This is a genomic window from Streptomyces sp. NPDC090127 (assembly GCF_044746945.1).
Taxonomy (GTDB): Bacteria; Actinomycetota; Actinomycetes; order Streptomycetales; family Streptomycetaceae; genus Streptomyces.
This window is the reverse complement of the sequence record NZ_JBIVDE010000002.1, coordinates 1011802-1025669: the sequence shown is the minus strand read 5'-3', so window position 1 is coordinate 1025669 and position 13868 is coordinate 1011802. Positions and strand designations below refer to the sequence as shown.

General features: G+C 72.6%; 9 protein-coding genes. All 9 read left to right on the top strand.

What is annotated here, in order from left to right:
• Window positions 1-149 precede the first annotated feature (149 nt).
• The 9 genes from ACIPPS_RS10110 (at window position 150) to ACIPPS_RS10070 (ending at window position 13690) form a co-directional block, all read left to right on the top strand.
• Complete coding sequence (locus ACIPPS_RS10110; RefSeq protein ID WP_401429109.1) at window positions 150-1331, top strand: ROK family protein; 1182 nt, start codon at window positions 150-152, stop codon at window positions 1329-1331.
• Between the two features lie 258 nt (window positions 1332-1589).
• Window positions 1590-3116 (top strand): sugar ABC transporter ATP-binding protein, encoded by a 1527-nt coding sequence (locus ACIPPS_RS10105; RefSeq protein ID WP_401429107.1) that lies wholly within the window; start codon window positions 1590-1592, stop codon window positions 3114-3116.
• Entirely contained in the window at window positions 3113-4120 is a 1008-nt protein-coding gene (locus tag ACIPPS_RS10100; protein WP_401429104.1) for an ABC transporter permease, read from the top strand. Before ACIPPS_RS10105 ends, ACIPPS_RS10100 begins: the two co-directional genes overlap by 4 nt.
• 67 nt (window positions 4121-4187) lie before the next feature.
• A complete protein-coding gene (locus tag ACIPPS_RS10095) occupies window positions 4188-5225 on the top strand; it encodes a substrate-binding domain-containing protein (RefSeq protein ID WP_401429102.1) in 1038 nt (345 codons plus the stop codon).
• Between the two features lie 64 nt (window positions 5226-5289).
• Entirely contained in the window at window positions 5290-6519 is a 1230-nt protein-coding gene (locus ACIPPS_RS10090) for a Gfo/Idh/MocA family protein (RefSeq protein WP_401429099.1), read from the top strand.
• A 13-nt stretch (window positions 6520-6532) separates the two neighbouring features.
• A complete protein-coding gene (locus ACIPPS_RS10085; protein ID WP_401429097.1) occupies window positions 6533-7537 on the top strand; it encodes a sugar phosphate isomerase/epimerase family protein in 1005 nt (334 codons plus the stop codon).
• A 260-nt stretch (window positions 7538-7797) separates the two neighbouring features.
• A complete protein-coding gene (locus ACIPPS_RS10080) occupies window positions 7798-11481 on the top strand; it encodes a ThuA domain-containing protein (RefSeq protein ID WP_401429095.1) in 3684 nt (1227 codons plus the stop codon).
• 83 nt (window positions 11482-11564) lie between these two features.
• Window positions 11565-12692, top strand: a complete 1128-nt coding sequence (locus ACIPPS_RS10075) for an inositol-3-phosphate synthase (RefSeq protein ID WP_401429093.1) — start codon at window positions 11565-11567, stop codon at window positions 12690-12692.
• On the top strand, window positions 12689-13690 hold the full coding sequence (locus ACIPPS_RS10070; RefSeq protein ID WP_401429090.1) for an SCO3242 family prenyltransferase: 1002 nt from the start codon (window positions 12689-12691) through the stop codon (window positions 13688-13690). Before ACIPPS_RS10075 ends, ACIPPS_RS10070 begins: the two co-directional genes overlap by 4 nt.
• Window positions 13691-13868 lie beyond the last annotated feature (178 nt).

The following is a 13868-nucleotide window of genomic DNA, read 5'->3' as shown; positions in this document are numbered from 1 at the left end:
CTTTGTCCTTCGCCGGGAAAAAGTCTGCACGGATCACTGCGCAAGTTCTTCCCACCCCCGGACACCACTGCTACGTTCCCCTCGAAAGCCCGGCGGAGAGCCGACCGAAGGGCTTCGCCGACCGGCTAGGGGAGGGGCGCGTGAGACGCATGACCGCACGACCCGCCAACGCGCACCAGGCACGACTGCTGCGTCTCCTGCGCGACGGGGGCCCCAACTCCCGTGCGCAGTTGGGCGATCAGATCGACCTGTCCCGCTCCAGGCTCGCCGTCGAGGTGGACCGGCTCCTCGACACCGGCCTCGTCGTCGCGGACGGCCTCGCCGCCTCGCGCGGCGGACGCCGTTCGCACAACATCCGGCTCGCCCCCGAACTCCGCTTCCTCGGCGTCGACATCGGTGCCACGTCCATCGACGTGGCCGTCACCAACGCCGAGTTGGAGGTGCTCGGACATCTGAACCACCCCATGGACGTCCGTGAGGGCCCCGTCGCCGTCTTCGAGCAGGCCCTCGCCATGGCCTCGAAGCTGCGCGCCTCCGGTCTCGCCGAAGGATTCGACGGCGCCGGTGTCGGCGTCCCGGGGCCGGTCCGCTTCCCCGAGGGCATCCCGGTCGCGCCCCCGATCATGCCCGGCTGGGACGGCTTCCCCGTACGGGAGGCGCTCAGCCAGGAACTCGGCTGCCCGGTCATGGTCGACAACGACGTGAACCTCATGGCCATGGGCGAGCAGCACGCGGGCGTCGCCCGCTCGGTCGGCGACTTCCTCTGCGTCAAGATCGGTACGGGCATCGGCTGCGGCATCGTCGTGGGCGGGGACGTCTACCGCGGTACGACGGGCAGCGCCGGCGACATCGGGCACATCCAGGTGGAACCGGACGGCCGCGCCTGCGCGTGCGGCAACAAGGGCTGCCTGGAGGCCCACTTCAGCGGCGCCGCCCTGGCCCGCGACGCCGAGGACGCGGCGCGCGCGGGTCGGTCGGACGAGCTCGCCGGACGCCTCGCGGCGGCCGGCCGGCTCACGGCGGTCGACGTCGCCGCGGCGGCCGCCGCCGGGGACGCCACCGCGCTCGCCCTCATCCGCGAGGGCGGCAACCGGGTCGGGCAGGTCATCGCCGGGCTCGTCAGCTTCTTCAATCCCGGTCTGGTGGTGATCGGCGGCGGGGTCACCGGCCTCGGTCACAACCTCCTCGCCAGTGTCCGCACCCAGGTGTACCGCCAGTCCCTTCCGCTGGCCACCGGCAACCTTCCCATCGTGCTGGGCGAGTTGGGCCAGACCGCCGGGGTGACCGGCGCGGCCCGTCTCATCAGCGACCACCTCTTCTCCCCGGCGTAACAGCCCGGCCAGAGGCGACCGTCCCGTAGCCCCGGGGGCCGGACCTCGCTCGGGGGCCGCCGGCGCACCCACCGCCCCCGGCTCGCCGCCCACCACCCTGGCTCGCCACCCACCACCCCCGGCGCACCATCCACAACCCCGGCTCGCCGTCCACCACTCCGGCCCACCACTCACCACCCGCCACCCCGGCCCCGCCGGCACCACCTCCGTCAGCACCCGCTCAGGCGCACACCCGCAACCGCCGAGGGGATCTTCGCCATGGCCCCAGAACAACCGCCCACACCCCTACTCACTATGTCCGCCATCACCAAGTCCTTCCCCGGCGTCCGCGCCCTCGACGGCGTCGACCTCGAGGTCGCCCCCGGCGAGGTGCACTGCCTCCTCGGCCAGAACGGCGCCGGGAAGTCCACGCTCATCAAGGTCCTCGCCGGTGCCCACCAGCCCGACGGCGGCCGGATCGCCTGGCGCGGCGAACCCGTCCAGCTCCGCTCGCCGATCGCCGCCATGCGCCTCGGCATCGCCACCATCTACCAGGAGCTCGACCTCGTCGAAGGACTCTCCGTCGCCGAGAACGTCCATCTCGGCCATGAGCCCACCACCGCCGGCTTCGTCGTCCGGGGCCGCGCCGCCCGCGCCTCCACGGCAGCACTCCTGAAGAGGCTCGGCCACCCCGAGATCGACCCGGCCCGACGCGTCGGCGACCTCTCCGCCGCCCAGCAGCAGATCGTGTCGATGGCCCGTGCCCTCTCCCACGACGTCCGGCTCATCGTCATGGACGAACCGTCCGCCGCGCTCGACCCCGACGAGGTCGACAATCTCTTCCGTATCGTCGCCGACCTCACCGCCGCCGGTGTCGCCGTCGTCTACATCTCCCACCGCCTGGAGGAGATCCGCCGGATCGGCGACCGGGTCACCGTCCTCAAGGACGGTCGCGCGGTCGCCGGCGGACTGCCGGCGGCCTCGACCCCGACGCGTGACATCGTTGCCCTGATGACCGGCCGGAACGTCGAATACGTCTTCCCGCCGCGCCCCGCGGGACCCCCGGCCGCCGCACCCGTGCTCCAGGTCCAAGGGCTCGCCAGGGACGGGGAGTTCGCCCCCGTCGACCTGGAGCTGCGGCCGGGGGAGATCGTCGGCCTCGCCGGGCTCGTCGGCTCGGGCCGCTCCGAGATCCTGGAGACGATCTACGGCGCCCGGAAGGCCACCGCGGGCCAGGTCCTCGTCGACAGGCGCGCCCTGCGCCCCGGCAGCGTCCGGGCAGCCGTCCGCGCCGGGCTCGGACTCGCCCCCGAGGAACGCAAGGCCCAGGGACTGCTGATGCAGGAGTCCGTCACCCGGAACGTCTCGGTCTCCACGCTCGCCCGCTTCGCGCGCGGCGGCTGGATCGACCGGAGCGGCGAGCGGGACGCGGCCCGGACCGCCACCCGGGAGCTGTCGCTGCGGCCCGACAACCCCGACGCCCCCATCCGTACCCTCTCCGGCGGCAACCAGCAGAAGGCCGTGCTCGCCCGCTGGCTGCTGCGCGGCTGCCGCGTGCTGCTCCTGGACGAGCCGACCCGGGGCGTCGACGTGGGCGCCCGCGCCGAGCTGTACGCCGTCATCCGGCGCCTCGCCGACGACGGGCTCGCCGTCCTCCTCGTGTCGAGCGAAGTGCCCGAGGTGCTGGGCCTGGCCGACCGCGTCCTGGTGCTCAGGGAGGGCCGTGTCGTCCACACGGCGCCCGCCCACGAGCTCGACGAACACCGCGTACTCGACCTCGTGATGGAAGGGAGCCCCCGCTCATGACGCTGTCCACGACCAAGACCCCCGAGGCGTCCGCGCAGGCCGGCGGCCGGCGCCCGCTCGGTCTGCGGGCCGACGTCCGCAACCTCTCCCTGCTGGGGGTGCTCGCCGTACTGATCGCGGTCGGCGGCTTCACCCGGCCCGACGAGTTCCTCGCCGTCTCCAACCTCCAACTCGTGCTCACCCAGGCCTCCGTGATCGGCGTCGTCACCGTCGGCATGACCTTCGTCATCACCAGCGGCGGCATCGACCTCTCCGTCGGCGCGATCGTCGCCCTCGCCTCCGTCTGGGCGACCACCCTCGCGACACAGGAGTACGGGTTCACCGGCATCCTCTTCACGGCCGTCGTCGTCGGCCTGGGCTGCGGCCTGGTGAACGGTCTGCTCGTCGCGTACGGCGGGATGGTCCCGTTCATCGCGACCCTCGCCATGCTCGCCTCCGCCCGCGGCCTCGCCCTCCAGATCACCGACGGCCGGACGCAGATCGTCACCGTCGACTCCGTCCTGGACCTCGGCATCCCCGACGCCTACATCCTGGGCATCCCGCCGCTCGTCCTGGTCTTCGCCGGTGTCACCGTCCTCGGCTGGCTGGTCCTCAACCGGACCACCTTCGGCCGCCGCACGGTCGCCGTCGGAGGCAACGCGGAGGCCGCCCGGCTCGCCGGCATCGACGTCCGCCGCCAGCGCCTCTACCTCTACCTGCTCTCCGGCCTGTGCTGCGGCATCGCGGCCTTCCTGCTGATCATCCTGTCCGGCTCCGGCCAGAACACCAACGGCAACCTGTACGAGCTCGACGCCATCGCCGCCGCGATCATCGGCGGCACCCTCCTCAGCGGCGGCCGGGGCACCATCGTCGGCTCCGTCCTCGGCGTCCTCGTCTTCACCACGATCACCAACATCTTCGCGCTCAACAACCTGCAGAGCGACGTCCAGCAGATCGCCAAGGGCGCGATCATCGTCGCCGCCGTGCTGGTCCAGCACCGGACCGCGCGCAACGGCGACACCTGACCTCCACCCCTCTTCCGAGTCCGCCCCCCGCCCGTATCTCCCTCACCCCCCGAAGGGATCCCTCGCCATGCCAGAAACCAGCCGCAGAGGACTGCTGTTCGGCACCGCGGCCGTCTCCGCCGGAGCCTTCCTCACCGCCTGCACCAGCAACGAGCCCAAAAACCAGGCGCCGGTCGCCAGCAGCGCGCCCGCCGCCGACGACAAGCCCGGCACCCCCGTCACCATCGGCTTCGCCGGCCCCCAGGCCGACCACGGCTGGCTCAACGCCATCAACCAGAACGCCAAGCAGCAGGCGAAGAAGTACAGCGACGTCACCCTGGAGATCACCGAGGGCTCCAACGACACCGCCGTCCAGATCGGCCAGATCCAGACCCTCATCAACAAGAAGGTCGACGTCCTGGTCATCCTGCCCGCCGACGGCAAGGCGCTCACGCAGGTCGGCCTCCAGGCCATGAAGGCCGGCATCCCCGTCGTCAACCTGGACCGCGTCTTCGCCTCCCCACAGGCCTACCGCTGCTGGATCGGCGGCGACAACTACGGCATGGGCCTCAACGCCGGCCGCTACATCGGCGAGCAGCTCAAGGACAAGCCCAACGCCACCGTGATCGAACTCGCGGGACTCGACAGCCTGGAGCTGACCAAGCAGCGCACCCAGGGCTTCGACGACGCCCTCAAGAACTACCCCAACATCCGCAAGGTGGCCCGCCAGGCGGCCGACTTCACGGTCGAGTCCGGGCAGGCCAAGATGGCCCAACTCCTCCAGGCCCAGTCGAAGTTCGACGCGCTGTGGAACCACGACGACGACCAGGGCGTCGGCGCGCTGCGGGCCATCGCCCAGGCCGGCCGCAAGGACTTCCTGATGGTCGGCGGCGCCGGCGCGAAGTCCGCGATGGACGCCATCAAGGCCGACGACGGCGTGCTCAAGGCCACCGTCCTCTACCCGCCGACCATGGCCGCCTCCGCGATCGACCTGGCCCGTGCCCTCGGCCAGAAGAAGGGCGTCGCCGGCCTCTCCGAGCTGGAGATCCCGGCCTCCCTGACGCTGTACTCGGCCGTCGTCACCAAGGAGAACGTCGACGAGTACCTGCCCACCGGCTTCAGCTGACCGGGCTCGGGCCGCCGGCCCGAATCCGGCACCCCCCACCGTGCAACCGACGAGGAGGAACCGTATGGAACAGCGGGAGAGCGAGGCCGGCGTGGCCGAGCAGGCCACGACCATGGCGCCGACGCTCGGCATCGGAATGGTCGGCTACGCGTTCATGGGCGCCGCCCACTCCCAGGGGTGGCGCACCGCGGGGCGCGTCTTCGACCTGCCGCTGCGGCCCGTCCTCGCCGCCGTCGCCGGCCGTGACCGGGCGGCGGTGCGGGCGGCGGCGGACCGGCACGGCTGGGCCGCCGCCGAGACCGACTGGCGCGCCCTCGTCGCGCGCGACGACGTCCAGCTCGTGGACGTCTGCACGCCGGGCGACAGCCATGCGGAGATCGCCGTCGCCGCCCTGGAGGCGGGCAAGCACGTCCTGTGCGAGAAGCCGCTCGCCAACTCCGTCGCCGAGGCCGAGGCGATGGTCGCCGCGGCCGAGGCGGCGGCCGCCCGCGGCCAGGTCGCCATGGTCGGCTTCAACTACCGGCGGGTGCCGGCCCTCGCGTACGCCCGGCGGCTCGTCGCGGAGGGCAGGCTCGGCGCGCTGCGGCACGTACGGGTCACCTACCTCCAGGACTGGCTGGTCGACCCCGCCTTCCCGCTGACCTGGCGCCTGGAGCGCGAGCACGCGGGGTCCGGAGCCCTCGGCGACCTCGGGGCGCACGCCGTCGACCTGGCCCAATACCTCGCGGGGGAGCTCCTGGTCGGGGTCTCGGCGCTCACCGAGACCTTCGTACGGGAGCGTCCGCTGCTCGCGGGCGTGTCGGCCGGACTCTCCGGGACCGCCTCGGGGCCGGGCGGGGCGTACGGGACGGTGACGGTGGACGACGCCGCCGTGTTCACCGGGCGGCTCGCGTCGGGGGCGCTGGCCTCCTTCGAGGCGACCCGGATGGCCGCGGGCCGGAAGAACGCCCTGCGCCTGGAGATCAACGGCGAGAAGGGATCGCTCGCCTTCGACCTGGAGCGGCTCAACGAGCTCTTCTTCCACGACCACACCGAGCCGGCCGCCTCCGCGGGATTCCGGCGGATCCTGGTGACCGAGCCGGACCATCCGTACCTGGAGGGCTGGTGGCCGCCCGGTCACGGGCTCGGCTACGAGCACACCTTCGTCCACCAGGCCCGCGACCTGGTCCTCGCCGTCGCGTCCGGGACCGCTCCGGCCCCGTCCTTCGCCGACGGGCTCCAGGTGCAGCGGGTCCTGGCCGCCGTGGAGGAGAGCGCCGAGAAGAACTCCGTCTACACCCCCGTACCGCTCTAGGAGGCCTGTGACCGTGTCCCGTCCCTTCACCCTCTTCACCGGCCAGTGGGCCGACCTGCCGCTGGAGGAGGTCTGCCGGCTCGCCCGCGACTTCGGCTACGACGGCCTCGAACTCGCTTGCTGGGGCGACCACTTCGAGGTCGACAAGGCGCTGGCCGACCCGTCGTACGTCGACGGCCGCCGCGCCCTCCTGGAGAAGTACGGCCTGACGTGCTGGGCGGTCTCCAACCACCTGGTGGGCCAGGCCGTCTGCGACCATCCCATCGACGAACGCCACCAGGCCATCGTCCCGGGCCGGATCTGGGGCGACGGCGAGCCCGAGGGCGTACGGCAGCGGGCGGCGCGCGAGCTCGCCGACACCGCCAGGGCCGCCGCCGCGCTCGGCGTCGACACCGTCATCGGCTTCACCGGCTCGTCGATCTGGCACCTGGTGGCGATGTTCCCGCCGGTCCCCGAGCACATGATCGAGCGCGGCTACGAGGACTTCGCCGAGCGCTGGAACCCGATCCTGGACGTCTTCGACGCCGAGGGCGTCCGCTTCGCCCACGAGGTCCATCCGAGCGAGATCGCGTACGACTACTGGACCACGCAGCGGGCGCTCGAAGCGGTGGACCACCGGCCGGCCTTCGGGCTCAACTTCGATCCGAGCCACTTCGTCTGGCAGGACCTGGACCCGGTCGGCTTCCTCTGGGACTTCCGCGACCGGATCTACCACGTGGACTGCAAGGAGGCCCGCAAGCGCCTCGACGGGCGCAACGGGCGCCTCGGCTCGCACCTGCCGTGGGGCGATCCCCGGCGCGGCTGGGACTTCGTCTCGGCCGGGCACGGCGACGTGCCGTGGGAGGACGTCTTCCGGATGCTCCGCTCGATCGGTTACGGAGGCCCGGTCTCGGTGGAGTGGGAGGACGCCGGGATGGACCGTCTCACCGGCGCGCCGGAAGCGCTTGCCCATCTCAAGCGGTTCGACTTCGACCCGCCGTCGGCCTCCTTCGACGCGGCCTTCGGCGGTCGCGACTAGGTCGTGTCCCCAGCCGAGGGCACAGGTGGACGCCCGGGTGGCGGCGACGTCGTCCGGGCCGCTCCGCGCTGCCCGCGACCGGCTTTGTCCTGTCGCGGTGAAAAGGTCGACGGGGACTGTGCGCAAGGGCTTTCCGGCCCGGACGAACCCCGCTACGGTCCCTGATGTGTTCATGACGTAACTCGCAGATCGAGACCAGCGTGACGGCGCGCGCCGGTCCCCGGACACCCGCACACCCGGCCCTATTCCGGAGGACATCCGTGCACAGCAGGAAACGCCCCCGAGCCCGAAAGCCACTCGCCCTCCTCGCCGCAGGCCTTCTCGCCCTCGGCGGCCAACAGGCCCTCGCGGCCGAGCCGGAAGGCGCGCCCGCCGCCGCGGCCGCCGAGGACTTCCAGCAGGTCACCCTCGCCAAGGGCGGTGAGGAGGTCGGCGAACCGATGTCGCTGGTCGTGCTCCCCGACCGCAGCGTCCTGCACACCTCACGCGGCGGCGAACTCCGCCGCACCGACGCGGCGGGCAACACGAAGGTCATCGGCACCGTCCCCGTCTACTCCCACGACGAGGAAGGTCTCCAGGGCATCGGGCTCGACCCGGACTTCGCCCGGAACAGGGCCGTCTACCTCTACTACGCCCCGCCGCTCGACACCCCCTCCGGGGACGCGCCCGAGAACGGCACCGCCGCCGACTTCGCGAAGTACGACGGCGTCAACCGGCTCTCCCGCTTCACGCTGAAGGCCGACGGCACGCTCGACAACGCCAGCGAGAAGAAGGTCATCGACATCCCCGCGACCCGGGGGATCTGCTGCCACGTCGGCGGCGACATCGACTTCGACGCGCAGGGCAACCTCTACCTCTCGACCGGCGACGACTCCAACCCCTTCGCCTCCGACGGCTTCACCCCCATGGACGAACGCCCGGGCCGCAACCCCGCGTTCGACGCCCGGCGGACCTCCGGCAACACCAACGACCTGCGCGGCAAGATCCTGCGCATCAAGGTCGCCGAGGACGGCTCGTACACCGTCCCGGACGGCAACCTCTTCGCCGCAGGCACCGCGAAGACCCGCCCCGAGATCTACGCGATGGGCTTCCGCAACCCCTTCCGCTTCAGCGTCGACAAGGCGACCGGCGTGCTGTACGTCGGCGACTACGGACCCGACGCGGGCGCCGCCGACCCGAAGCGCGGCCCGGCCGGCCAGGTCGAGTTCGCCCGGATCACCAAGCCCGGCAACTTCGGCTGGCCGTTCTGCACCGGCAAGAACGACGCCTACGTCGACTACGACTTCGCGACCAAGGTCTCCGGCGCCGCCTTCGACTGCGCCGCGCCGAAGAACGAGTCGCCGTACAACACCGGACTCGTCGACCTGCCGCCGGCCGAACCGGCCTGGATGCCCTACGACGGCGGCTCCGTACCGGAGTTCGGCACCGGCTCCGAGTCCCCCATGGGCGGACCCGTCTACCGCTACGACCCGGCCTCCACCTCCCCGGTCAAGTTCCCCGAGGCGTACGACGGCGACTTCTTCGCCGGAGAGTTCGGCCGGCGCTGGATCAAGCGGATCGAGCAGGGCGCCGACGGCACCGTCCAGTCCATCAACCCCGTGCCGTGGACCGGCACCCAGGTGATGGACATGGCCTTCGGACCCGACGGCGCGCTGTACGTCCTCGACTACGGCACCGCCTGGTTCGGCGGCGACCACAACTCCGGGCTCTACCGCATCGAGAACGCCACCGGCGGACGCTCCCCGGTCGCCGAGGCGAGCGCGAACAAGACCTCCGGCACGGCCCCCCTCAAGGTCGCCTTCTCCTCCGCCGGCACCACCGACGGCGACGGCGACGCCCTCACCTACAGCTGGGACTTCGGCGACGGCGGTACGTCGACGGCCGCCAACCCCACGTACACGTACAAGAAGAACGGCACCTACACGGCGACCGTGACCGCGAAGGACACCACCGGCCGTACCGGATCCGCCTCCGTACACGTCGTCGTCGGCAACACCGCGCCCAAGGTGACCCTCGAACTCCCCGCGGAGGGCGCCCTCTTCGCCTTCGGTGACGAGGTCCCCTTCAAGGTGACCGTCACCGACCCCGAGGACGGCGCGATCGACTGCGCCAAGGTCAAGGTCACCTACGTCCTCGGCCACGACAGCCACGGCCACCCGGTCACCTCGGCCAACGGCTGCACCGGCACCATCAAGACCTCCTCGGACGGCGGCCACGACGACGACGCGAACATCTTCGCCGTCTTCGACGCCGAGTACACCGACGGCGGAGGCGGCGGCCAGGCCGCCCTCACCACCCACGACCAGGCCAAGCTCCAGCCCCGCCACCGCCAGGCCGAGCACTTCGACGCCCAGCAGGGTGTCCAGGTCTTCGACAAGGCCGAGGCGAACGGCGGCCGGACCGTCGGCGACATCCACGACGGCGACTGGATCTCCCTCAAGCCCTACCACCTGAGCGGCGCCACCAAGCTCACCGCCCGCGTCTCCTCCGGTGGCGTCGGCGGCTTCCTCGAAGTCCGCACCGGCTCGCCCACCGGCACCCTGCACGGCTCCGCGCCCGTCCCCGTCACCGGCGGCTGGGAGACCTTCCAGGACGTCGACGTGCCCCTGCGGAACCTGCCCCGCAAGACCACCGAACTCTTCCTCGTCTTCAAGGGCGGCGCGGGCGCGCTCTACGACGTGGACGACTTCACGATCTCCAACGCACCGGTCGACCGCGACGCCAAGCGCGTCCTCGTCTTCTCCCGTACCGCCGGATTCCGGCACGACTCGATCGGCGCCGGTGTCACCGCGCTGAAGGAACTCGGCGCCGGCAGCGGCATCACCGTCGACGCGACCGAGGAACCCCGCCAGTTCACCACCAACAACCTCGCCCGCTACGACGCCGTCGTCTTCCTCTCCACGACCGGTGACGTCCTCGACGCCGCGCAGCAGGCCGCCTTCGAGAACTACGTCTCCACGGGCGGCGGTTACATGGGCGTCCACGCCGCCGCCGACACCGAGTACGACTGGGAGTTCTACGGCGGCCTCGTCGGCGCCCACTTCGCCTCGCACCCGCACATCCAATCCGCGACCGTACGGGTCGAGGACCACGCCCACCCGGCCACCCAGCACCTCGACGGCCCCTGGCAGCGCACCGACGAGTGGTACAACTACCGCACCAACCCGCGCGGTCAGGCCCGGATCCTCGCCACCCTCGACGAGACCAGCTACGAGGGCGGCACCATGAAGGGCGACCACCCGATCGCCTGGTGCAAGTCCTACGGCGGCGGGCGCTCCTTCTACACCGGCGGCGGCCACACCAAGGAGTCGTACGCCGAACCGGCCTTCCGTCAACACCTCCTCGGCGGCCTGACCTACGCCACCGGCCAGGCCGACGCGGACTGCCGGCCGCGGACCGGCTACCGCGAGCTCTTCAACGGGGAGACCCGCGAGGGCTGGAAGCAGGCCGGACCCGGCAGCTTCGACGTCGTCGACGGCGAACTGCGCTCGGTGGGCGGCATGGGGATGCTCTGGTACCAGGCCAAGGAGTTCTCCTCCTACTCCCTCACGCTCGACTGGAAGGCGTCCGGAGACGACAACTCCGGCATCTTCGTCGGCTTCCCCGCCTCCGACGACCCCTGGTCCGCCGTGAACAAGGGGTATGAGATCCAGATCGACGCGACGGACGCCGCCGACCGGACCACCGGAGCCGTCTACGGCTTCAAGTCCGCCAACCTCACGGCCCGCGACGCCGTGCTGCGGCCCCCGGGCCAGTGGAACAGCTACGAGATCCGCGTCCAGGGCGAACGGCTCCAGGTGTTCCTCAACGGGGTGAAGATCAACGACTTCACCAACACCGACCCGGCCCGCAGCCTCAAGGACGGCCACATCGGCATCCAGAACCACGGAGTCGACGACCAGGTGTCGTTCCGTGACATCAAGCTCAGGGAGCTCGCCTCGTAGAGCCCCCTGCCCAGCCGACGGCGGGCGGGGAGGCGCCGTACCCCCCGCCCGCCGTCTCCACCACAGTCCAGGGAGGCAGGGTCGTGACCACAGGAACACGTACGGGAGCACGTACGGGAGTCTGGCTCGTCGGAGCGCGCGGCTCCGTGGCGACCACGGCGGTGGCCGGCTGCGCCGCCACCACGGCGGGGCTGCACCCGCCGAGCGGCATGGTGACGGAGACCGGCCCCTTCGCCGGGGCGGGCCTTCCGCCGCTCGCCTCCCTCGTCTTCGGCGGACACGACACGGCGACCTGTCCGCTGCCCAAACGGGCCGAGGAACTCACCGTCGCCGGTGTCCTCCCGCACGGCCTCGCCGCCGCCGTCGCCGCCGAACTGCTGGCCGCCGACGCGGAGATCCGCCCCGGCGGACCACTGCCGGGCGACAACCGTACGGAGGAGGAACTGATCGCCTCCTTCGCCGCCGACCTGACGGACTTCCGCGTCCGGCTGGAACTGGACCGGGTCGTCATGGTCAATGTCTCTTCCACGGAGCCGGCGTCGGGGGGCGCCGAGCTCCCGCCCAGCTCCCTCTACGCGGCCGCCGCCCTGCGCGCGGGCTGCCCGTACGTCAACTTCACGCCCTCGACCGGACTGCGCCACCCCGCACTCGCCGAGACCGCCGCGGCGAGCGGCCTGCCCCACGCGGGCCGCGACGGGAAGACAGGCCAGACCCTCCTGCGCTCCGTCCTCGCCCCGATGTTCCTCCAGCGCGCCCTGGCCGTACGGGCCTGGTCGGGCACCAACCTGCTGGGCGGCGGCGACGGCGCCGCGCTCGCCGACCCTGCCGCCGCGGCCGCCAAGAACGCGGGCAAGGAACGGGTCCTCGCGGACGTCTTCGGCCACGCCCCGGAGGGCGAGGTCCACATCGACGACGTCCCGGCGCTGGGGGAGTGGAAGACGGCCTGGGACCACATCGCCTTCGAGGGCTTCCTCGGCTCCCGGATGGTCCTCCAGACCACCTGGCAGGGGTGCGACTCGGCCCTGGCGGCGCCCCTCGTCCTGGACCTGGCCCGCCTCACGGCCCGCGCCCACGAGACGGGCCTCTCGGGCCCGCTGGAGGACCTCGGCTTCTACTTCAAGGACCCGGAGGGCGAGGCGGTCCCGCCGGCCCTCGCGGACCAGTACGCACGGCTCGTGACCTTCGCGGCCCGCCTCGGCGAGTCCCGATGAACGCGGCCCGAGGTCGGGTCTCGGCCTGGGCGGAGCTCCTGCGCGTCTCGGCGCTGGCGACGGTGCCGGGCGAGGCTCCGGGGCGCGCGGCGCGAGGTCGGGTCACGGCCTGGGCGGAGCTCCTGCGCGTCTCGGCGCTGGCGACGGTGCCGGGCGACGCCCTGGCGGGCGCGGCGGCCGCCGGGCTGCGCCCCAACCGCTCCACCGTGCTCGCCATCGGCACCTCCGTCTGCCTCTACGAGGCGGGCATGGCGCTCAACGACTGGGCCGACCGCGCCGAGGACGCCGTCGACCGCCCGCACCGCCCCCTCCCGTCCGGCCGTGTCACCCCGCCCGCCGCCCTCGCCGCCTCCGCCGCCCTCACCGCCGTGGGCCTCACGCTGGCCGCCCGGGCCGGCCGCCCCGCCCTGGCGACCGCCACCGCACTCGCGGCGACCGTCTGGTCCTACGACCTGTACCTCAAGCACACCCCGGCGGCGTCCGCCACCATGGCCACGGCCCGCGCCCTGAACCTCCTCCTGGGCAGCGTCACCACGTCCACGGCCCCCTCCTCCCCGGGACCCCGCCGGGCCCGTCCGCCGGCGGCCGCGTGGCAGGCGGCCGCGACCGTCGGCGCCCACACCTACGCGGTCACCTCGGTCTCCCGCCACGAGACCCAGGGCGGCTCGACACGCACTCCGCTCCTCGCACTCGCCACCACGCTGACCCTGGCGGCAGTGACCGCCCGACGGCCTCCACCCGGCGCGACGGCGGCGGGCACCTTCGTCACGGCCGCCCTCGCCGCCTCCTACGCGCGCACCCCGGCCGCCCCGTTCCTCCACGCGGCCCTCAACCCGTCACCGCCCCTCACCCAGCGCTCCGTCGGCGCCGGCATCCGTGCCCTGATCCCGCTCCAGGCCGGCCTCGCCGCCCGGTCCGGCGCGCCCGGCACCGCGCTCCTGGTGCTCGGTCTCGCCCCCCTCGCCCGCGCTCTCGCCCGGAAGGTGAGTCCGACATGAGCCCCCATGCCGTGAACTCCGGTGCCGCGGGCGCCGGTCCCGGCCCCGGTCCCGGCCCCGGTGCCGGCCCCGGCCCCGGCCCCGGTGCCGTGGGTCCCGGTGCCGTGAGCACCAGCGCCGTGAGCGCCAAAGCCATGAGCCCCCGTGCCGTGAGCCCCCGTGCCGTGGGCCCCAGCGC